Here is a 21,153-nt window from a genome sequence, read left to right as displayed (position 1 = left end):
CACCTCCACACCCCGCGCCGCCTGACGCAGGCCGACGGGCAGGTGGCCGATGAGGAATCCGGGCTTTACTACAACCTGCACCGCAGCTACAACCCGACGACTGGGCGCTATACGCAGGCTGACCCCATTGGGTTGGCTGGGGGGGGTGGAATCGGTTTGCTTATGTGGGGGGGGGGAATCCGCTGTCCTATGTTGATCCAACGGGTTTAGCCCCGACGGTGCCAACACTGCCAAGCTTGATGCCACCGCCGCCTGGAGGAGACATGTTGTGCAGCAATGGCGGGTGCCAAGTTATCTGTGTAGGTGTCCCTGGGTATTTTGGATCAACATGCCAAACATATCGTTACATAAATAGAGCTTGGAAAAGAGTGAGCATTGAATTTGTCGCCTGGCCAGATCGGAGCTGGAGTTTTTTCGGGGTTTATTCTTGCGAAGACTTTGCTCGATTGAGAAAACCAAATTGGTCAAAGCCTAGCTAAATAGAGGTATTGCACATGAGAAAATCAGAAGCAAAGTTCAATAAAATATTCTTTTCCATTCCGATCGCCCTAACGCTTCTTGTTCCGATCGGGATGTGTTTATATGAATTACAGAGGAGCCCTCTATTATTCATTGTGTGTTGCTGCTATATTTTCGGATTCCTTCTTCTCTTGCTATCGAAAATTAAGAAAATAAAAGCAGGCGATCTCTATAATTTTGGACCGTCGAAGGATTGGCGTTGGGGGCTTGTGCTTTATGTACTTGCATATTCTGTGCTTGGGGGTGGTCTGTTGGGCACCATAATTCTTTATTTGAGATGAGCCTCGGAGATAGGTGTTTCAGACATCGACGGGGAAAGTGGGTCACCACCGCCTTTGGCGAAATACCGCCCAGCACCGGGGCCACCGGCTTCGTGCAAGAAACGGCAGATACCGCGCCTGCAGCCGGGGCCACCGACCCCGTCACCTTCGACCTGCGCTATCCGGGCCAGGTGGCCGATGAGGAATCCGGGCTTTACTACAACCTGCACCGCAGCTACAACCCGACCACCGGGCGCTATACGCAGACTGATCCTGTTGGGTTGGCGACCGGATTGCCTGCAACCGACCTCTTGCGCCAAGGGTTAAGCGACGGGTTGCGCGCCACGCCCCGCCCAATCCACGCAGGCCTGCATACAAGGGCTTCGTCACCAAACGGCAGGGTTCATGGTGCACCCGGACGGGTACAGGCGCTGATCGCGTAATGGTCGTCATCCGACAGGATGACCTTCACCTCGGGGATCGCAGACAGGTGTTGCAGTGCGTCGGCGTCGTTCACGGTCGACAGCAGGACAGCGGCGCCGCCGAAGCTGGCTGCGGTGACCGGCGTGTACCGGGACACGTCCATCGAGATGGCGTCTGCCCCACTGAACGCATACGCCAGCTTCATGAGGGCGGCATTGAGTTGGTACAGGGGCGCGCTGTATTTCTGGTCGTTGGGGCTTACCGCATAGCTCGTATGGATGCCCTGGCCGGCCAGCCAGGACACATACAGGGCATTGCTTGACTCCACAAACGCCCGCTCTGTGAGCTGATAGCGCCGGATGAGGGCAGCGAGTCGCTGTGTTGCCTTGTGCGCGGCCATGGGCGAGAGCCTGCGCAGATCCTTGGCGTCCAGCCAGAAGAAGCCGGTGCCCGTGTACTGGGACAGCACCGACTCCAGCCGCAGCGGGTGGCCGCCGAACAAGGTGTAGGGCCGATCGTGGGAGACCACGAAGTCGTCCAGTTCACGGTCAAAAAGAATGTCGATTTCCACACCGGCTGCGCCACGCCTGAAGGCCTCTTGCACGCCCTGCAAACTGTTCTCTCCGCCCGTCGCGGCATAGCCGCGATGCCCCCAGACCTTCTGGCAGCCAGAGAAGGGAAATGCCCGTGCCTGCGCTGCAGCACGCTGGTAGAGCACATCACTCAGCGACAGCAAAAGACCGAGCAAGAGGAACGGAACCAGCAGCCATAGCCACCAGCGGTGCTTGGCGCTTGCTACGGCTGTAGTGCTGGGCTTCATGTCGCCTTACCTCACCGCCCCGCCTCCACCCTCACCCGCGCATTTGGCAGCTCCCCAAACATCTCCGGCGCATACATGGCCTCGACCCGGCTGGCAGGTAGTGCGAAGTCGCCTACGTTGTTCAAGCGCAGGGTGTATTCCATCTTGACCGTGCCCTTGGGCAGGTACTCGTAGTAGCTGCGGAAGGCTTCGAAGCTGCGCTCCTCGAACGCCGGCCAGCCGGCGCCGCTGGCGGCTTTTTCGCCCTGGGTGGCGATTTGCGAGTCGCGGCCCAGGCCGCTGCCGAGGATGGTGGCGCCGCCGGGGACTGGGTCGCTGATGACGACCCAGGTCATGTCGGCGCTGGCGGTGACTTCGAGCGTGATGCGCAGTACGTCGCCACGGGTCCACTGGCCCTTGATGGCCTGTTCTACCGGGGTGATGGTTTTCTTCAGTTGGTAGCCGGCGAAGAAGGGCTGGGTGCGCGGCACGGCGGCCAGCGATTGCACGGTGAGCCAGGGCTTGCCCGTGCCTTGCTGCGCTACTTCCAGCGTGCCTTTGCCGGCGGCGGGCCAGGGCAGGAAGGCGCTGTTGTTCTTCAGGGTGCCGGGCGATGAGGGTGCGCCGAAGAAGCTGGTGGCGTTGGGCGCGCCGGTGGCGTCGCTGGGCTTGATGCGCTCGACCCGGCTCCAGTCCACCGCCGCGCTGGCGTCGCCCAGCGTGGCGCGGGTGGTGCCGGTGACGGGCGTGGCCTCGAACTTGGCGGAGAAGCGCTCCAGCGCCAGGCCGCCCCACAGGTTGGCGGTGGTGGTGTGCCAGGCGCCGTTTTGCTGGCGCGCGATGAAGCCATTGGCCAGGCGGCCCATGTCGTCCTTCCAGGCCGGGTCGTCCATGACGGCGAGCATGAGCTTGGCGGTGTTGCTGTCGCCATTGGCCATGAGCCACCACCAGTAGTCGCCCTGCTCGGTGCTGAAGATGAGCTTGGTGCCCTGGTAGGACAGGCGCGCGCGCAGGACTTGGTTGGCCTCTTCCAGCCGCTGCGCGCGCTGCGGCACGTCTTGCACGCGCCTCAGCACATTGAGCCAGTCGATCACCGCATGCGTGGGCCACTGGTTGGGCGCGATGGTGATGCTGTCGGCCATGCGGCCCTGGGCGCGGCCGTAGCGCGACAGCGCCTCTATGGCGGCGAGCTTGCGCACGTCCAGGTCTTTTTGCGGCGACCAGAAGTTGCGCTGGATGCGGCCTTCTACAAAGGCGGCAAGGCCGGCCAGCATGGCGTCGCGCGGCTCGCTGGGCAGCGCGAACTCGGGGTGCAGCACGGCGGCCTCATGGGTGGCGGCCAGCACGTAGGCGGTGAGGGTGTCGCTGCCACGGTCGTCCTGGCCTTCGCGCGGCGGGAAGTAGCTGGCCAGGCCGTCTTTGTCCAAATAGCTGGGCAGTTGCGCGGCCACGGTCTTCCACATGGCGCCATCGGCCATGCCCACGGCCTTGCTGGTTTTTTGCTCCAGGCATGCGAAGGGGTAGTTGGTAAACCAGTCGCGCACGCCGGGCAGGCCTTCGGCCAGTTTGGGCTGCAGCGCCAGCTTCAGGCCACCGCGCTTGGCGCCGGCCTCGGGCAAGGCGCCGGTGGGCGGGGCCACGTCCAACTGATAGGGGGCATCGAGCTGCACCAGCGTAGCCTGCTGCACGCTAAGCGGCACGGCGGGCACGATGCGCTGGCTGGCCTTGAGCGCGTCGCGCGCGGTGGCGCCGCTGGCCACATCGCGTGCGGCGATTTCCCACAGGATGGCCTGGGCGCGGGTCTGGCCGAGCTGGTCGGGCGCGGTGACGTTCCAGCTCACTTCGCGCGATTCGCCGGGCGGGATGTCTACCGTTTGCGCCTGCAGATCAAGCAAGGTGGCGCGCGCCGTGGCCTCGACCTTCATGGCCTTGGGCGTGGTGTTGCGCAGCGTGATCTGCGCGCGGAAGGCATCGCCCTCGCGCACCAGCGGCGGCAGGCCGCTGATGATCTGCAGGTCTTGCGTGGCGCGGATCGTGGTCTGGCCGGTGCCAAAGCGGCCGGTGCCCATGTCGGCCACGGCGACGATGCGGAAGGTGGTGAGTGCATCGTTCAGTGGCACGTCGATTTGCGCGCGGCCTTGTGCATCCAGTTGCACGCGCGGGTTCCACAGCAGCAGGGTGTCGAGCAGCTCGCGCGTGATGCCGCGGCCACCACCGCCGCCGGCGGGCACGGCCTTGCGGCCGTAGTGGCGCCGGCCAATGATTTCCATCTGGGCGGTAGAGGTTTCCACGCCCCAAGCGCGGCGCTGCAGCATGGCATCAAGCAGGTTCCAGCTGCTGTTGGGCAGCAGCCCTAGCAGGGCCTGGTCGACTGCGGCCACGGCCACTTCGGCATTGGCGGCGGGGCTGCCGTCGGGCAGGGTGGCGCTGATCGTGACCTTGGCGGTGCTGCGCACGGGGTAGCTGGGCTTGTCTGTAGCCACCTTTACGTCGATGCGGTGGGCGCGATTGCCTACGCGGATCTCGGCCATGCCCAAGCGATAAGCGGGCTTGCTCAGATCGACCAACGCGGTGGGCGCAACGTAGTCGCGGCCTTCCACGCGGAAGGCCGTCCACCATTCACGCGGGGCCTTGTAGCCCCAGGTGAAAAAGCTGTACCAGGGCACCTCGCGCAGGCGCCCGCGCAGCGCCAGCACGCTCACATAGACGTTGGGGCCCCAGCCCTCTTCCACCTTCAGTTGCAGCGTGGGGTCTTGGCCGTTGAGCTGCACCACCTGGGTTTGCAAGATGCCTTCGCGCTCGACCGCCACCAGCGCGGTGGCAAAGCGGAAGGGCATGCGCACCTGGAACTTGGCGGTCTCGCCGGGCTCGTAGCTTTTCTTCTCGGGCAGCAGGTCGATGCGGTCGTGGTCTTCGCCGCCAAACCAGATCTCGCCCTGGCGCGTGACATAGACCGAGCGCGCGGCCTGGATGCTGTTGCCGGCGCCATCCCGGGCGGAAACGACCAGCTCGACCTCGCCCGGCTCGGCCAGCTTGTGCTCGCATTGCAGCAGGCCATGCGCGTCGCTCTTGCCACTGCAGACCTCGCCCAGGTCCTTGCTGTCTGCCTTGTTGTCGTAGGTGTAGAAGCCGCCCACCATGCGCTTGCGGCTGGTGGTGATGCTGCGTGCCACGGCCCGCACCGATAGCTCTACACCGGCCTTGGGCTTGCCGGCCAGGTCCAGCGCCAGGGCCTGGAAGCGCAGCGCCTTTTGCACCGACACCCAGCCCTCGGTCTTCAGGCCCACCACCACGCCGGCGGGCCACAGGGTGGCGCTGTTGCGCAGGGTTTGCACCTCGCCGTTGGGGTCGGAATAGGTGGCTTCCAGCACCAAATCGCGCGGCTCCTTGGCGACGGGTAAATCGGGGATGGTGAGCTTGCCGTTGCCGTCAGCGTCCAGCACCAGGGGCAGCTTGTCTGCGACCACGCGGGTGTCGGTGGCGGCCTCCTGGGTTTCTTCGCCGACGTCGTCGGACGTGGTCTGCTGGCGATCGCGCGGCGGCGTAAAGCTGAAGTCGTCGTAGTCCGGATAGCTCAGCGACTTGGGGCTGAGCATGGCCGACACGCGCACCGGCAGGCGCGCCGCGCCGCCGCCCTGCACATAGCCCACGCGCAGTTGCGTGGGCACGCTGCTGGCGTTGACCAAAGGCTTGCTGTCGGCCGGCGCGATGCGGCCCTCGAACACCGGCAGGCGGAACTCCTCCACGCGGAAGCTGCCGGTGGACAGGCTGCTGCTGCCGCTGGCCAGCTCGACGCTGTAGATGCCCAGCTTGGCGGCGGGCGGGATCTGGAAGCTGCTCTCTGCGCTCTGACCGCCGGTGGCGGTCTTGCGCCAAGCCAAAGGCTGGCTGAACTGCTGGCCGCTGCCAAGGTGGGTGATGACCAGTTTGGCTGGCAGCACGGCGGGCAGGCCAAAGCCCTTGCTGGTCTCGGTGCGGATCAGGTGCTTCATGGACACCGTCTCGCCGGCGCGCAGCAGCGGGCGGTCAAACACGGTGCTGGCGCGCAGCTCGGGCAGCACGGCGCTGCTGGTGGGCACGTTGAAGCGCCAGGGCTCGATGCCGCGCTGCCAGTCGCTCCAGGTGAAGGCCATGTCGTCGGCGCCGGCCTGCTTGGCGCGGGCGCTGACGAAGTAGGCGCGGCGGTAGTCCCAGCCCTGCTTCTCGTCGCAGCGCGGGGCCTCGGGCGACAGGCCTTCGAAGCGCGCCAGGCCTTGGGCATCCGTAGTGGCGCTGGCCAGCTCGCGGCCGGCGCAGTCAGACACGCGCACCACGGCGCCGGCCAGCGGCTGGCCCTTGTCCAGCGTGGTGACCCAGGCCAGCGCGTTTTCGCGGCCCAGCTTGAAGTGCACGCCCAGGTTGGTCACCAGCGCCGTGGTGCGCACGTACATGGGGCGGCGCGCGCCGTAGGCCGGGTCCAGCAGGGCTTCGCCCAGGCGCGGCGAGGCGATCTCCAGCACATGAAAGCCCGGCTCCAGCGGGATGCCGATCACCTCGAAGGGGCGTGGGTCGTCGGCTGCGGCGCGCGGCAGCTCCAGCGTCTTCACGCCGGGCTGGCCGGCCAGCAGGCTGATGCTGCGCGACTCGACCGCGTCCTTGTTGTCAGGCCGGGCCGGTGGCAGCGGGCCCTGCACGTCGCGCGCGGCACGGGCGCGCGGCACGCTGGTTTCGTCATAGCGATGGGCCTTGGCGAACCAGGCAATGATGTCTGCGTCGCTCTGCGGCCGCAGGTCGCCCACGCGCGTGGGCTGCAGGTCTTGCGCGGCCAGCGCCGCCTCGACCTTGCGCAGGGTGACCGGCAGCAGCGCCTGGCCGGTCTTGTCGCTGTCAGGCTCGGCAAAGCGCTCGACGATGCCAAAGGGCGAAGCCGCAAACTTGGCCAGCGGCGGCAGGCTGCCGGTGGCTATTGGGAGCGGAAAGGTCTCTACATTGCGCGGCGGCCGGCCAGAGGCATCCTGGAAGCCGGCGGGCAGCTCCAGCGTGTAGGCCGTGCTCTCGGTAAAGGGGCCGGCAAAGCGGATGCTGTTGACCACGCTGTTGTCGTCGTCACCCCTGCCCTTGCCCGCGCCGTCTTCCAGCGTGGGCGCCAGCGGCGCCTTGCCGCCGCGCACGCGGATTGCCAGCGCCTGCTTGCGCGTGACCGGCGCGTTAAAGCGCACCACCATGGGCCGGATCGCCAGGCAGTCGGCCTGGGCGTTTTCGCGCTCGCAGCTGAACTCGACCAGGAAGGGCTCGCGCACCTGCCAGGTAAAGCGCTTCTCGACCTTGTTGGGCACGCCGCTGGGCGTGGCCACGCCCTGGCCAAACACCAGGCTGAGCTTGGCGGCCGGCGGCAGCACGCGGTTGCAGGCCAGCGTGGCGTAGGCCAGCGGCGCCTTCTGCGCGGCTTGCTCCAGGCCGGTGGCCTTGAGCAGATCGGCGCGCTGGGCACCTTCTATCAGCCGCACCGGCACCTGCTCGCCCAGGCCTTCAACGCTGCACCAGGCGTGCGCGCGCAGGCTCTCTGGCGTGGCCGGGCCGCTCAGCTGCAGCACAAAGGCCTGTTCTTCCTCGATGCGCTGCCAGTTGCCAGGGCGCACGTTCACCACAAACGGGCCGCCGCTATTGAATTGGTAGCTATTAGCCATTGCCAGTGGCTGGCCAGAGGCAGAAACAAAGCCTTTGTTGATGCTGGCGCTGCAGCGCACGCCGGGCGGCAGGTCGGCGGCAAAGTCCCAGACCCATTCGCGCTCGCTGGTCCAGCGGCCGGTGCCCTTGCCGGCCTCTTTGTCGCTGCATTCCACGCTGAGCGGCGCCGGCGCGGCCGGGTCGCCAAAGCGGATCGCCGGGCCATCGAACTTGGCCACCGCCTGGCGAATACGCGCCACCTCGCCCTGGGGCGAGAAGGCGCTGATCTGCAAGGCCTGTGCGGCCAACGGAATGCCGGCGAGCAGCAGGCTGGCCATGACGAAACGGACGGTCTTCACGCTGGCTCCCATCATTCTTTTGTTGGGCCGAGAGGGTAGCCGATCAGGCACGGCGCCGGCCGTGCCGCGTAAACCCCACGAACCGTGGCGACATACCGCTTTACAAACTTGCGGCGAGAATCGGCGGCTCCCTTCTCGCTTCGCTTTTTTCTCCCCCATGACGCCCACCACCACCCGCCGCTGGGAGATCGACGCCCTGCGCGGCCTGATGCTGGTGCTGATGACGCTGACCCACCTGCCGACGCGCCTGACCACGCCCACCGGGCAGCCTTTTGGCTTTGTCTCGGCGGCCGAAGGTTTCGTGCTGTTGTCGGCCTATATGGCGGGCATGGTCTATGGGCGCCTGGCCTGGCGCAAGAGCATCGTCGACATGGAGCGCGCCTTCTGGCGGCGCGCGCTCAAGGTGTATTGGTGCCAGGCGGCCACGCTGCTGTTTCTGTTCACGGTGATTGCCTTCTTTGGCCTGAAGGTAGACCAGCCGGCCGTCAAGGACCTGATGTCCTTCTACCTGCAGCGGCCCAAGGTGGCCTTCATATCGAGCCTGCTGCTGGTGTATGAGCCGCCGCTGCTGGACATCTTGCCGCTCTACGTGCTGTTCATGCTGGCCAGCCCCTGGGTGCTGGCGCTGGCGCTGCGCCACGGCTGGGCGCCGGTGATGGCGGTGAGCGTGCTGCTGTGGCTGCTGTCGCAGTTTGGGCTGGGCGAATGGGCCTACGACGCGCTGCGCGACTCGGTCGGCATGCCCGTGCCCTTCCACGAAACCGGCGCCTTCGCCATGTACAGCTGGCAGTTCCTGTGGATGCTGGGCCTGTGGATGGGCGCCACCCGCAACGACCCGCTGGCGCCGCCGTTTCGCTTCCCGAACTGGTCGGTGGCGGTGGCCGTCGTGGTCGCCCTCACCTGCCTGGTCTGGCGCCACCGCACCGGCCAGGCGCCCTTTGGCTCGGACGAGCGCATGAACCTGCTGTTCGACAAATGGGCGCTGGGGCCGCTGCGGCTGCTGGACATGTTCGCGCTGATGCTGCTGACCATTCGCTTTGGCCCGGCGCTGGCGCGCTGGCTGCCGCGCATGCGCTGGCTGGAGGTGATGGGATCGGCCTCGCTGGCGGTGTTCTGCGCGCACCTGGTGATCGTGCTGCTGACGCTGACCTTCTTTGGCGGCAACCCCTATGCGCGGCCCTGGTGGGTAGACGCGCTGCTGCTGCTGGGCTGCTTTGCCGCGCTGTATGCCGTGGCGCGCTTCACGCTGTGGCTGGACAAGCCGCCAGCCGCGCCGCGCACAGCCCCAGGGCAACTATCAAATAGATAGCCAACAGCCCAGGCGGGCAAAGGGCTATAGGCATATTTTCCTCAAAACTTCCAGCCCTTGCCCAAATGCATCCAGCTGTGAGCATTCGAGACCACTTGTAGGCAAGACCCGGTTTCACGCCCGCGTCAACGACCATCCGCAGCAGTGCGGCACAGCCAGTGCCGCCACTTTCTGGACGGAGTCCGCCATGCCGCACATCCCCTCTTCCACACGCTGGCCCTGGCCGCGCCTGGGTGGCATCGTCTTTGTGCTGCTGGGGCTGGCCCTGGCTGCGGGCGGTGCCTGGCTGGCGGCGCTGGGCGGCTCCTGGTACTACCTGCTGGCCGGGCTGGGCGCGCTGGCCAGCGGCGTGCTGCTGCTGAAGGAGCGGGCCCGCGCGCTGGGCTCTTACGCCCTGGTGCTGGCCGCCACCGCCGTCTGGGCCGTGGCCGAGGTGGGCTTTGACTGGTGGCAACTGGTGCCGCGCCTGGCGCTGTGGCTGGTGCTGGGCCTGTTCCTGCTGCTGCCGCCGCTGCGCCGGCAACTGTGGGGCCGCACGCCGGCATGGGCCCTGCCGGCCGCCGTGCTGCTGAGCGTGGGGGTGTTGGCCGCGAGCCTGTTCACCGACCGGCACGACCGCCTGGGCCAGATCCCGGACGCCAGCATGGCCGCCCAAGGCTATGCCGGCGTGCCCGGCACGCGCGAGCAGGACTGGACCGCCTATGGCCGCTCTGACTATGGCGACCGCTACGCGCCGGCCACGCAGATCACGCCGCAGAACGTGGGCCGGCTGGAGCAGGCCTGGGTCTTCCACACCGGCGACTTCAAGGGCGAAAGCGACCCGGGCGAGATCGCCAACGAGGTAACGCCGCTCAAGGCCAACGACATGCTCTACCTCTGCACGCCGCACAACATCGTGATCGCGCTCGATCCCGACACCGGCAAGGAGATCTGGCGCCACGACCCCAAGATCAACCGCGACGCCAAGACCTACCAGCACATGATCTGCCGCGGCGTGGCCTATTACGACGCCACGCTGCCGCAGAACGCGCTGTACCGGCCGGCCGCAGCGGTCGATGCCACGGCCGCCGCTGCCGTGGCGCGCGCCTGCCCACGCCGCATCTACGCGCCCACGGCCGACGCCACCGTGATCGCCCTCAACGCCGACACCGGCCAGCCCTGCAGCGGCTTTGGCAGCAATGGCGTGATCGACCTGAAGATCAGCATGGGCCATGTGGTGCGCGGCTTCTTGAACCCGACGTCGCCGCCCTCGGTCGGCCGGCGCACCGTGGTGGTGGCCTCCAGCGTGACCGACAACTACTCCACCGACGAGCCCTCGGGCGTGATCCGCGGCTATGACGTAGACACCGGCCAACTGCTGTGGAACTGGGACTCCGGCAACCCCGACGCCACCGAGCCCTTTGGCCCGGGCCAGACCTACACCCGCAACTCGCCCAACTCCTGGAGCGTGTCCAGCATCGACAGCAAGCTCGGCCTGGTCTACCTGCCCATGGGCAACCAGACACCCGACATCTGGGGCGGCAACCGCCTGCCCGAGGGCGAGCGCTTCAACAGCGCCATCGTGGCGCTCGACCTGGACAGCGGCAAGCTGCGCTGGGTCTACCAGACGGTGCACCACGACCTGTGGGACATGGACATCGGCGGCCAGCCCACGCTGGTGGACCTGGACCGGCCCGAAGGCAAGGTGCCCGCGCTGCTGGCCTCCACCAAGCGCGGCGACATCTACGTGATCGACCGGCGCGACGGCAAGCTGCTGGTGGCCGCGCCCGAACAACCCGTGCCGCAGGGCGCGGCCGAGGGCGACCGCACCTCGCCCACGCAGCCCTTTTCTGAGCTGAGCTTCAAGCCCGAGCGCCTGCGGGAGCGCGACATGTGGGGCACCACGCCCTTCGACCAGTTGGCCTGCCGCATCATCTTTCGCGGGCTGCGCTACGACGGCATCTTCACGCCGCCATCAGAGCAAGGCTCGCTGGTCTACCCCGGCAACTACGGCGTGTTCGACTGGGGCGGCATCACGGTCGACCCGGTGCGCCAAGTCATGGTCGGCAACCCCAACTACGTGGCCTTTGTCTCGCGCCTGCACCGGCGCGGCACGGTCGACGCCAAGGGCGGCAGCGGCACCGAGCAAGGCCTGCAGCCCATGACCGGCACACCGTTTGCGGTAGACCTGCACCCGCTGCTGTCGCCGCTGGGCATACCCTGCCAGGCGCCGCCCTGGGGCTATATGGCCGCCGTGGACCTGAAGACCATGCAGATTGCCTGGATGCGCAAGAACGGCACGGTGATCGACAGCGCACCGCTGCCCATCCCGCTGCCGCTGGGCGTGCCCAGCCTGGCCGGCGCCATCACCACCGGCGGCGGCGTGGCCTTCATGAGCGCCACGCTCGACGCCTACCTGCGCGCCTACGACGTGCGCAACGGCAAGCTGCTGTGGCAGCAGCGCCTGCCCGCCGGCGGCCAGGCCACGCCCATGAGCTATGTGTCCGACAAGACCGGCCGCCAGTACGTGGTGCAGATGGCCGGCGGCCATGGCTCGCTGGGGACCAAGATGGGCGATGCGCTGATCGCCTACGCCCTGCCTGCTGGGGCCAAGTAGCCCGCGTGCCCTGCGCCGGGCATGAAACTACCAATTTAATAGCTACAAGCCCAGGCATCACCTGGGCTAGAGCCCTAAAAGACCAAGAACTAGGGCCGCGCGCTACCCGCAGCAGACACCGTGGCCGCAGCCGGCGCATGCGCCTCCAGCGCACCGCCGCCTTCCGGCGGCAGCACGTAGCTGGAAATGACCGAGCGCCAGAGCGTGTAGCCCTCGTCGTTCATGTGCAGGCGGTCGCTGCGGAACAGCTCCTCGCGCGGTGCGCCCTGGGCGTCCACCATCTTGCTGAACACATCGATGTACTGGGCGTCGGGCAGGGTCTTGATGTAGGCTGCCAGCAGCGCGTTGGTCTCGCGGATCTGCGGCATCAGCGCAATGCGCGACGGGCTGGGCTTGATCGAGATGTAGTCGATGACGGTGTCGGGCCGGGCCCGGCGCACCGTCTTCACGAAGCCCTGGAAGCTCGCCAGCACCTGGGCCGGCGTGCGGCCCACGGCCAGGTCGTTGTCGCCAGCATAGACCAGCACCTGGCGCGGCTTGTACTGCACCACCAGCTGCTGCACAAAGTAATGGCAATCCGCCATGGTCGAGCCGCCAAAGCCCCGGTTGATGACCACCGGCGCCTGCCGGAAATCCTGCGGCAGATGGTTCCACATGCGAATGGTGGAGCTGCCGACAAACAGCACACCGTCGTGTGCCGGCTGCTGCTCGCGGTCGGCCGCAGCAAAGGCCGCCATGCTCGACTGCCAGCGCATCTGGGCGCTGGGGATCACCCGGGCCAGCGGATTGGTCAGCGCGCCCATGCCCAGCGTATCGCCGCCCTGGGTCGCACCAGCACCCACGCAGCCAGCGGCGGCACAGGCCAGCAGCGCAAGGCGCAGCGCGGCCCGAGGGTGCGCAAAACGGGCAAAACCAGTCACAGGCATGGCAACAGCAAGGGCGGAAGGCATGAAATAAGGCTTCGTGGGCAATAAAAGCCGCGCGGCCGCTGGAATGCTACCCAGCCGCGCGGCACATGGGGACTATTCGTTGCTTTGCACCAACGCGGCAGCGGGTTTTCCCGTTGACCGGGAAAAGCAACAGGCATGCCACCTCAAGACAGCATGCCTGTAACTTCACGCAGGCTGGCGAAGCCAAGCCCCTTCGCAAAACACCGCGGAACTGGCTTTGCCAGGCCGCAGGTGTTGCCCCCCAACAAGGGGGGTTGGCGAAGACACGAAGTGCGTAGCCTGGGGGGTTAGCCCAATCCAGGGGTTAGCCCACGTGCACCGGTACAAAGATCTTGTTGTCCCCGCGCTGCACCAGCAAGGCCACCGACTTGTCGGACTTGGCCACCACGGCGCGCACTTGCTCAATGCTGCGCACCGGTGTGCCGTTAATTGCCAGCAGCACGTCGCCCGCTTCGATCCCGGCCAGCTCGGCCGGGCCGCTGGCCTCCTGCACCAGCAGGCCACCGGCCACGCCGGCCTCTTCCCGCTCCTGCGGGCTGAGCGGGCGCAGGGCCAGGCCCAGCTTGCCCTGGGCCGGCGCGCCGTCGTTGCTCGCCACCTGCGCGCCCTTCTCGGCGTCGTCACCCAGCGTAGCGGTCAGCGACTGGGTCGAGCCCTTGCGCCAGATCTGCAACTGCACCTTCTGGCCGGGCAGATCCTGGCTGATCTGCGTCGGCAGGTCGGCCGAGGACACGATGGCGTTGCCGTCCACCTTGCGGATCACGTCACCGGTCTGCAAGCCGGCCTTGTCGGCCGGGCTGCCCTTCTCGACATTGGCCACCAACGCGCCCTCAGGTGCATCGAGCTTGAAGGAGTCAGCCAGTGTCTGGTTGACCTCCTGCACCATCACGCCCAGACGCGCATGCTGCACCTTGCCGTGCGCCACGATCTGCTGCTCGACCTTGCTGGCCAGATCGATCGGGATCGAGAACGACACACCTTGGTAGCCGCCGGTGCGGCTGTAGATTTGCGAGTTGATGCCCACCACCTCGCCGCGCGCATTGAACAGCGGGCCGCCCGAATTGCCGGGGTTGACCGGCACGTCGGTCTGAATGAAGGGCACGGCGCTGTCATCAGGCAGCGCACGGTTCTTGGCGCTGACCACGCCGGCCGTCACGGTGTTCTCGAAGCCAAAGGGCGAGCCAATGGCCAGCACCCATTCGCCCACGTTGAGCGCATCGCTGCTGCCCAGCTTCACCACGGGCAGGTTCTTGGCCTCGATCTTCAGCACCGCGATATCGGTCTTGGCGTCCACGCCCAGCACCTTGGCGCGCAGCTCGCGCCGGTCGGTCAGCTTGACGGTGACCTCCTTGGCGTCCTTCACCACATGGGCGTTGGTGATGATGATGCCGTCCGGGCTCACGATGAAGCCCGAGCCCTCGCCGCGCATGGGCACCGTGCGCGGTGCCTGCGGGCGCTTGGCATGGCCTTGCTGTTGCTGCTGTTGTTGCTCGAAGCGCTTGAAGAATTCAAAGAACGGATCACTGGGCGTGCCGTCGTCGTCAGAGTTGTCAGCCACCTTGGTGGTGCCGACCACGCTGATGTTCACCACGGCCGGGCCGTATTGCTTGGTGATGGTGGAGAAGTCCGGCAGCGCAATGGATGCCCCCGGAGCCGCCGCCAGCACGGCCGGGGCCGGCTGCGCATGCGCACGGGTATGCGCAAACTCGACCGCGGATACGCCCGCACCACCAATGGCGCCAGCCGCAAGAAGGGCCACGACAAGGCGCGTGGGCGAGGTGGCGAGGGAAGCGATTCGCATGGTGTCACTCCAGGGGTAAGGATTGGAATGGAGTGATCATGCGAGGGCTGGCTTAGACGAGGCTTATGTCCTGCCTTGCAAGATATTGAAGGTCTTTGAGATATCCGGTCTTGCTTACCTTCGCCGGCGGCGGGTGCCGGGAGTTCGCCCCGGCGGGCGAGTCCCGGCTCCCGCAAATAGCAGAACACCAGAACCACCGAACATCACAAGAGACCTTATGCCGCCCCCCAACGCAAGACCATAGGATCCAGCCGCCGCGCCGTCTCAATCAAGCCCTTGCGCACCTCCGGATGCAGCCCCGGCCACGGGTGGCGCGGTGCCTCGCAGGCGATGACGCCGCCCTCTTTCATCAAGGCCTTGGCCGCAAGAAAGCCGGCTTGCCGGTTCTCGTAGTTGATGAGGGGGAGCCAGCGCTGGTAGAGGTTGAAGGCCTGGTCACGGTCACCGCTGCGGTGCGCTTCGATGATGGGTCGAATGCCGTCGGCAAAGGCGCCGCCGGTCATGGCGCCGGTGGCGCCGGCGTCCAGGTCAGGCAGCAGGGTGATGGCTTCTTCACCGTCCCAGGGGCCTTCTATGGCTTCTCCGCCCAGGCGGATGAGTTCGCGCAGCTTGCTGGCGGCGCCTGCGGTTTCGATCTTGAAGTAGCTGAGCTGCTCGATCTCCTTGGCCATCCTGGCCAGGAAGGCGGCCGACAGCACGGTGCCGCTGGCGGGGGCGTCCTGCACCATGATGGGGATGGAGACCGCATCGGACAGCCGGGCGTAGAACTCGAAGATCTGCGGCTCGGGGAAGCGGAAGCTGGCGCCGTGATAGGGCGGCATGACCATCAGCATGGCGGCGCCCATGTCCTGCGCGCGGTGGCTGCGTTCGGCGCAGACCTGGGTGCTGGTGTGGGTGGTGGTGACGATCACCGGCACGCGACCGGCGACGTGTTCCAGCACAGTGCGAGTGAGCACTTCGCGCTCGTCATCGGAGACCAAAAACTGTTCGGAGAAGTTGGCGAGGATGCAGAGGCCATCGACGCCGGAGTCGATCATGAAGTCTATGCAGCGCTTCTGGCTGGGCAGGTCGAGCGCGCCGGTTTCGGTGAAGGTGGTGGGCGCCACGGGGAAGATGCCGCGGTATCTGGGGTTCATGGTGTACGGCTAGTCAATGCGAATGGCGTGGGACGTCGGCGCCGCGGCAGCCGACCAGAAAATCAAAGTCGCAGCCCTCATCAGCCTGCAACACATGGTCGACATAAAGCCGCTGGTAGCCGCCATTCTTCGGCGGTGCCGGCGTGACGTAGGCGCGCAGACGCTCGGCCAGTTCGGCGTCGCTGATATCCAGGTGCAGGCGGCCTGCGTCGCAGTCCAGCTCTATCCAGTCGCCGTCGCGTACCACGGCCAGCGGGCCGCCGTCTGCGGCTTCAGGCGCCACGTGCAGCACCACCGTGCCATAGGCCGTGCCGCTCATGCGCGCATCAGAGATACGCACCATGTCCTTCACGCCCTGGCGCAGCAGCTTGGGCGGCAGGCCCATGTTGCCAACCTCGGCCATGCCGGGGTAGCCCTTGGGGCCGCAGTTCTTCAGCACCATCACGCAGCTCGCATCGATATCGAGGTCTTCATCAACGATGCGCTCCTTGTAGTGCTCCAGGTTCTCGAACACCACGGCGCGGCCACGGTGCTTGAGCAGCTCGGGCGATGCGGCCGAAGGCTTCAGCACCGCGCCGCGCGGCGACAGGTTGCCGCGCAGGATGCGGATGCCGCCGTCGGCGATCAGCGGCTTGTCGATGGGGCGGATCACCTCGTCGTTGTACTGGGGCGCTTCGCGCACGTTGTCCCACATGGACTTGCCGTTGACTGTCAGCGCATCAGGGTGCGGCAACAAGCCGTTTTCGCCCAGGCGGCGCAGCACGGCGGGCAGGCCGCCAGCGTAGTAGAACTCCTCCATCAGGAAGCGGCCCGAGGGCTGCAAGTCCACGATGGTCGGGGTGTTGCGGCCAATGCCGGTCCAATCTTCCAGGTCCAGTTGCACACCGATACGGCCGGCGATGGCTTTCAGATGAATCACCGCATTGGTCGAACCACCGATGGCCGCGTTGGTGCGAATGGCGTTCTCGAAGGCTTCGCGCGTCAGAATCTTGGAAAGGGTCAGGCCTTCACGCGCCATTTCCACCGCACGCGAACCCGACATATGTGCCAGCACGTAGCGTCGCGAATCCACCGCCGGAATCGCGGCATTGTGTGGCAGCGAGGTGCCCAGCGCCTCGGCCATGCAGGCCATGGTGGAGGCCGTGCCCATGGTGTTGCAGGTGCCGGCCGAGCGCGACATGCCGGCTTCGGCGGCGAAGAATTGGTGCTCGTTGATCTCGCCAGCCTTCAGCGATTCATGCAGCTGCCAGACAGCGGTGCCAGAGCCGATGTTCTTGCCATCCAGCTTGCCGTTGAGCATGGGGCCGCCGGTGACGACGATGGCCGGAATGTCGCAACTGGCCGCACCCATCAGCAGTGCGGGCGTGGTCTTGTCGCAGCCGGTGAGCAGCACCACCGCATCGATGGGGTTGCCGCGAATCGCCTCCTCCACATCCATGCTGGCAAGGTTGCGCGTAAGCATGGCGGTGGGACGCAGATTCGATTCACCGTTGGAGAACACAGGGAACTCCACCGGGAAGCCACCGGCCTCGAAGATGCCGCGCTTGACGTGCTCGGCAATCTTGCGAAAGTGCGCGTTGCAAGGCGTCAGCTCAGACCAGGTGTTGCAGATGCCGATGATCGGCCGGCCGTCAAATTCATGGTCCGGGATGCCCTGGTTCTTCATCCAGCTGCGGTACATGAAACCGTTCTTGTCGGCCGAGCCAAACCATTGGGTGGAGCGTAATTTTTTGGGGGTATCCGCCATGGGGTGTCCTGTGGGAAGAAAGAGGGTCAGCGCCGCGGTGCGCGCGAGGTGATGAAGCGCTGCAGCAGGCAGAAGACGAACAGCAGCGCACCAATCACGATGCGGGTCCACCATGAGCTGAGCGTGCCGTCAAAAGAAATAAGCGTCTGGATGATCCCGAGCATCAGCACGCCAAACAGCGTGCCCGCCACATAGCCCACGCCGCCGGTCAGCAGCGTGCCGCCGATCACCACGGCGGCGATGGCATCCAGCTCCAGCCCCACCGCATGCAGGCCGTAGCCCGACAGCATGTAGAAGGTGAACACCACACCCGCCAGCGCCGAGCAAAAACCCGACAGCGCGTAAACACCCACCCGCGTCGAGCGCACCGGCAGGCCCATCAGCAGCGCCGACTGCTCATTGCCGCCAATCGCATACACCGCCCGGCCAAACGAGGTGTAGTGCGCGATGAAGATCGCTGCGGCCACCACCACCAGGGCGATGATGGCGCCCACCGACAGCGAGGCATCGCCGCCCAGCGGCACGCGCAGCTGCGACACCTCGGTATAGAAATCCTGCGTGATGCTGATCGAGTCGATGCTGATCAGGTAGCACAGGCCGCGCGCCAGGAACATGCCGGCCAGCGTGACGACAAAAGGCTGCAGCCGAAAGCGCTCAATCAGCAGCCCCATGAAGGCGCCAAAGCCCAGCCCCATCGCCAGCACCAGCGGGATCACCAGCGCCGGGCTCCAGCCGTGCTTCTCTACCAGCGAGGCCGACACCATGGTGGTCAGCGCGATCACCGAGCCCACCGACAGGTCGATGCCGCCCGACAGGATGACGAAAGTCATGCCCACCGCAACGATGATCAAAAAGGCGTTGTCGATCAGCAGGTTCAGAAACACCTGGGCCGAGAAAAAGCCGTCATAGCGCAGCGAGCCCAGCGTGGCCATGGCAAAGAACAGCGACACCGTGGCCGCCAGCGGCAGGTACTGTGGCTGCACGCGCGGCAGGCGGCGGCCCTTGCCCAGGCCGCCCGCCACCGTGTCTGGCACCACCGCGCTCATGGCGTGGCCTCCAGCGCGGGGCGCTGCACCCAGGTGCGCACCATGGCGCGGAATTCAGCCGACTGCAGCAGCATCACCAAAAACACGACCACGGCCTTGACCACCAGATTGATCTCGGGCGGCACGCCCAGGGAGTAGATGGCATAGGTCAGTGTCTGGATGATCAGCGCGCCCACCACGCTGCCCGCCAGGCTGAAGCGCCCGCCAGTCAGCGCGGTGCCGCCCAGCGTCACGGCCAGGATCGCATCCAGCTCCAGCAGTTGCCCGGCGTTGTTGCCATCGGCACTCTTGACGTTGGAGCTGATCAGCAAGCCCGCCATGCCGGCACACAGGCCGCAAAAGGCATAGCTGTACAGAATCAGCCGCCGCGCCTGCACACCCGCCACCAGCGCAGCAGTCGGGTTGATGCCCACGGCCTGGATGAACAGGCCCAGCGCCGTGCGCGTGACCGCCAGGTAGAGCAGCAAAAAGACCGTACCCGCCACGAACAGCGAGAACGGCAGGCCCAGCAGATAGCCACCGCCCAAAAAGAAGAAGGGCGTGTAGTAGATGGTGATGATCTGGCCATCGGCGATCAGCTGCGCGATGCCGCGTCCCGCCACCATCAGGATCAGCGTGGCGATGATGGGCTGCATGCCGATCTTCGCCACCAGCAGCCCGTTCCACAGGCCGCACACCAGCGCCACGCCCAGCGCCGCCAGGATCGCCAGCGGCATCGGGAAGCGGCTCACACCGCCCGACACCGAGCCGCCAATCATCCAGGCCGCCACCGCCGCCGCGATGGCCACCACTGCGCCGACCGAGATGTCGATGCCGCGCGTGGCAATCACCAGTGTCATGCCCAGCGACACCAGCACCAGCGGCGCCGCACGGTTGAGGATGTCGATCAGGCTGCCATACAGATGGCCGCTGCGCCACTCGATATGCAGAAAGCTGGCGTTGAACGCGGTGTTGGCGGCCAACAGCAGCAAGAGCGTAAGCAGGGGCCAGGCCAGGCGGTGCTGCAACAGGGTTTTGAATGGGCTCATGCTTGGCTCACTGCCCTGAGGCAATCATGTTGTAGACAGCGTCTTCACTGCTGCCACCGGGCAGCTCACCCACCTTGCGCCGGTCGCGCAGCACCACGATGCGGTGCGCCACGCGCACCACCTCGCTCATCTCCGACGAGATGAACAGCACCGCCATGCCAGCCTTGGCCAGTTGCAGGATCTGCTCCATGATTTCTTGCTTGGCGGCCACGTCTATGCCGCGTGTGGGTTCGTCCAGGATCAACAGCCGCGGCTCGGTCGCCAGCCAGCGCGCGATCAGCGCCTTTTGCTGGTTGCCGCCAGACAGCAGGCCGATGGGCGTCTCCACGCTGGCGGTCTTGATGCCCAGTGCGGCCACAAAGCGCTCGGCCAGCGCCGTTTGCGCGGCATGCGACAGAAAGTGGCGCATGCCCATGCGTGCCTGCAGGGCCAGCACAATGTTCTCGCGCACCGACAGCTCGGCCACGATGCCGTCGATCTTGCGTTCCTCCGGGCACAGCGCCAGGCCCTGCCGCACCGCGTCTGCGGGGTTGGAGAAACGCACCGTCTTGCCATCGATACGGAGCAGGCCACGGTCGGGCGATGCCAGCCCAAACAACAAACGCGCCGTCTCCGTGCGGCCCGCACCCAGCAGGCCGGCCAGGCCCACCACCTCGCCGGCACGTACCTGCAGGTCCAGCGGCTGCAGTTGCCCGGTCTGGCCCAGGCCCTCGGTCTGCAGCAGCGCGGGCGCATCCGTGTCGCGGCTCTCAGGCAGCAGCGCCTGCGCCGGCTGCTCTGCCAGTTCGCGCCCCAGCATGGCCGCGATCAAGGCCTGCGGCCCCAGCTCTGCGGCGCGCCATTCGCCCACCCACTGGCCATTGCGCAGCACCGTGATGCGGTCCGACACGGCATAGACCTGGTTCAGAAAATGCGAGACAAAGACGATGGCCATGCCCTCGCCGCGCAGGCGCCGCAGCACCTCGAACAGCTTCTGCACCTCGTCGTCGTCAAGGCTCGATGTGGGTTCGTCCAGGATCAACACCTTGGCCGACACGCCCAGCGCGCGGGCAATGGCCACCATCTGCTGCACCGCCACGGGGTAGCTCGACAGCAGCCGCGTCACGTCGATCTGCAGGCCGATGCGCGCCAGCAGCTCGCGCGCCTGGCGCTGCACCGCCGCCCAGTCGATGCGCCAGCCCTGCAGCGGCCCGCAACGCGGGTAGCGGCCGGCAAACACGTTTTCGGCCACCGACAGGTTCGGGCACAGGTTGACCTCCTGGTAGACCGTGCTGATGCCCAGCTTCTGCGCCTCCAGCGGCGAGCCGGGGTGGATCGCCCGGCCCTGCAATTGCATGTCACCGCCGTTGGATGCGAGCACGCCCGTCAGCACCTTGATCAGGGTCGACTTGCCCGCGCCGTTCTGGCCCATCAGCGCATGGATCTCGCCCGGGTAGAGCCGCAGGCGGATGTCGCGCAGCACATCGACGCTGCCAAAGCGCTTGTGTATGCCCTGCAGCTCCAGCACGGGGGCGAGGGATTCGCTCATGGTCGG

General features: G+C 66.4%; 12 protein-coding genes. 3 read left to right on the top strand and 9 right to left on the bottom strand.

Translation table 11 applies throughout. The features are described 5' to 3' along the window. Positions 1-796 precede the first annotated feature (796 nt). On the top strand, positions 797-1,222 hold the full coding sequence (locus AAFF27_07405; protein XAH25008.1) for an RHS repeat-associated core domain-containing protein: 426 nt from the start codon (positions 797-799) through the stop codon (positions 1,220-1,222). Here the strand turns inward: AAFF27_07405 and AAFF27_07400 are convergent. Both AAFF27_07400 and AAFF27_07395 read right to left on the bottom strand, forming a co-directional pair. After that, on the bottom strand, positions 1,183-2,022 hold the full coding sequence (locus tag AAFF27_07400; GenBank protein XAH25007.1) for a glycerophosphodiester phosphodiesterase: 840 nt from the start codon (positions 2,020-2,022) through the stop codon (positions 1,183-1,185). The two genes, AAFF27_07405 and AAFF27_07400, sit on opposite strands and share 40 nt — an antisense overlap. Before the next feature lie 11 nt (positions 2,023-2,033). After that, complete coding sequence (locus tag AAFF27_07395) at positions 2,034-7,985, bottom strand: MG2 domain-containing protein (protein ID XAH26181.1); 5,952 nt, start codon at positions 7,983-7,985, stop codon at positions 2,034-2,036. A 178-nt stretch (positions 7,986-8,163) separates the two neighbouring features. Here AAFF27_07395 and opgC point away from each other — a divergent pair, with 178 nt between their 5' ends. After that, positions 8,164-9,315 (top strand): OpgC domain-containing protein, encoded by a 1,152-nt coding sequence (gene opgC, locus AAFF27_07390; GenBank protein XAH25006.1) that lies wholly within the window; start codon positions 8,164-8,166, stop codon positions 9,313-9,315. 187 nt (positions 9,316-9,502) lie between these two features. Beyond that, on the top strand, positions 9,503-11,911 hold the full coding sequence (locus AAFF27_07385; protein XAH25005.1) for a membrane-bound PQQ-dependent dehydrogenase, glucose/quinate/shikimate family: 2,409 nt from the start codon (positions 9,503-9,505) through the stop codon (positions 11,909-11,911). A gap of 89 nt (positions 11,912-12,000) precedes the next feature. Here the strand turns inward: AAFF27_07385 and AAFF27_07380 are convergent, their stop codons facing one another. The 7 genes from AAFF27_07380 to AAFF27_07350 form a co-directional block, all read right to left on the bottom strand. Further along, positions 12,001-12,714, bottom strand: coding sequence for an SGNH/GDSL hydrolase family protein (locus AAFF27_07380; GenBank protein ID XAH26180.1), 714 nt, complete (start codon positions 12,712-12,714; stop codon positions 12,001-12,003). A 451-nt stretch (positions 12,715-13,165) separates the two neighbouring features. Continuing rightward, positions 13,166-14,656 carry a DegQ family serine endoprotease gene (locus AAFF27_07375; GenBank protein XAH26179.1) on the bottom strand — a complete coding sequence of 497 codons (1,491 nt, stop codon included), beginning with the start codon at positions 14,654-14,656 and terminating at the stop codon, positions 13,166-13,168. A gap of 221 nt (positions 14,657-14,877) precedes the next feature. Beyond that, complete coding sequence (locus AAFF27_07370) at positions 14,878-15,798, bottom strand: dihydrodipicolinate synthase family protein (protein ID XAH25004.1); 921 nt, start codon at positions 15,796-15,798, stop codon at positions 14,878-14,880. A 13-nt stretch (positions 15,799-15,811) separates the two neighbouring features. Beyond that, positions 15,812-17,545, bottom strand: a complete 1,734-nt coding sequence (locus AAFF27_07365) for an IlvD/Edd family dehydratase (GenBank protein ID XAH25003.1) — start codon at positions 17,543-17,545, stop codon at positions 15,812-15,814. A 26-nt stretch (positions 17,546-17,571) separates the two neighbouring features. Next, positions 17,572-18,591, bottom strand: a complete 1,020-nt coding sequence (gene yjfF / locus AAFF27_07360) for a galactofuranose ABC transporter, permease protein YjfF (GenBank protein ID XAH25002.1) — start codon at positions 18,589-18,591, stop codon at positions 17,572-17,574. Beyond that, positions 18,588-19,619 (bottom strand): ABC transporter permease, encoded by a 1,032-nt coding sequence (locus tag AAFF27_07355; protein XAH25001.1) that lies wholly within the window; start codon positions 19,617-19,619, stop codon positions 18,588-18,590. The genes yjfF and AAFF27_07355 overlap by 4 nt, the downstream gene beginning before the upstream one ends. A 7-nt stretch (positions 19,620-19,626) precedes the next feature. Beyond that, a complete protein-coding gene (locus tag AAFF27_07350) occupies positions 19,627-21,147 on the bottom strand; it encodes a sugar ABC transporter ATP-binding protein (GenBank protein ID XAH25000.1) in 1,521 nt (506 codons plus the stop codon). Positions 21,148-21,153: the final 6 nt, after the last annotated feature.

Origin of the sequence: Xylophilus sp. GW821-FHT01B05 (assembly GCA_038961845.1) — a bacterium.
Taxonomy (GTDB): domain Bacteria; phylum Pseudomonadota; class Gammaproteobacteria; order Burkholderiales; family Burkholderiaceae_C; genus Xylophilus.
Note: the sequence above shows the minus strand (reverse complement) of the source record. Positions and strands in the feature narration are given on the sequence as shown.

Excerpts from the sequence above, each read along its gene's own strand:
- yjfF (XAH25002.1), bottom strand. The coding sequence starts at position 18,591 with ATGAGCGCGGTGGTGCCAGACACGGTGGCGGGCGGCCTGGGCAAGGGC.
- AAFF27_07400 (XAH25007.1), bottom strand. The coding sequence starts at position 2,022 with ATGAAGCCCAGCACTACAGCCGTAGCAAGCGCCAAGCACCGCTGGTGG.
- AAFF27_07350 (XAH25000.1), bottom strand. The coding sequence starts at position 21,147 with ATGAGCGAATCCCTCGCCCCCGTGCTGGAGCTGCAGGGCATACACAAG.
- opgC (XAH25006.1), top strand. The coding sequence starts at position 8,164 with ATGACGCCCACCACCACCCGCCGCTGGGAGATCGACGCCCTGCGCGGC.
- AAFF27_07405 (XAH25008.1), top strand. The coding sequence starts at position 797 with ATGAGCCTCGGAGATAGGTGTTTCAGACATCGACGGGGAAAGTGGGTC.
- AAFF27_07395 (XAH26181.1), bottom strand. The coding sequence starts at position 7,985 with ATGGCCAGCCTGCTGCTCGCCGGCATTCCGTTGGCCGCACAGGCCTTG.
- AAFF27_07380 (XAH26180.1), bottom strand. The coding sequence starts at position 12,714 with ATGGGCGCGCTGACCAATCCGCTGGCCCGGGTGATCCCCAGCGCCCAG.
- AAFF27_07370 (XAH25004.1), bottom strand. The coding sequence starts at position 15,798 with ATGAACCCCAGATACCGCGGCATCTTCCCCGTGGCGCCCACCACCTTC.
- AAFF27_07385 (XAH25005.1), top strand. The coding sequence starts at position 9,503 with ATGCCGCACATCCCCTCTTCCACACGCTGGCCCTGGCCGCGCCTGGGT.
- AAFF27_07365 (XAH25003.1), bottom strand. The coding sequence starts at position 17,545 with ATGGCGGATACCCCCAAAAAATTACGCTCCACCCAATGGTTTGGCTCG.
- AAFF27_07355 (XAH25001.1), bottom strand. The coding sequence starts at position 19,619 with ATGAGCCCATTCAAAACCCTGTTGCAGCACCGCCTGGCCTGGCCCCTG.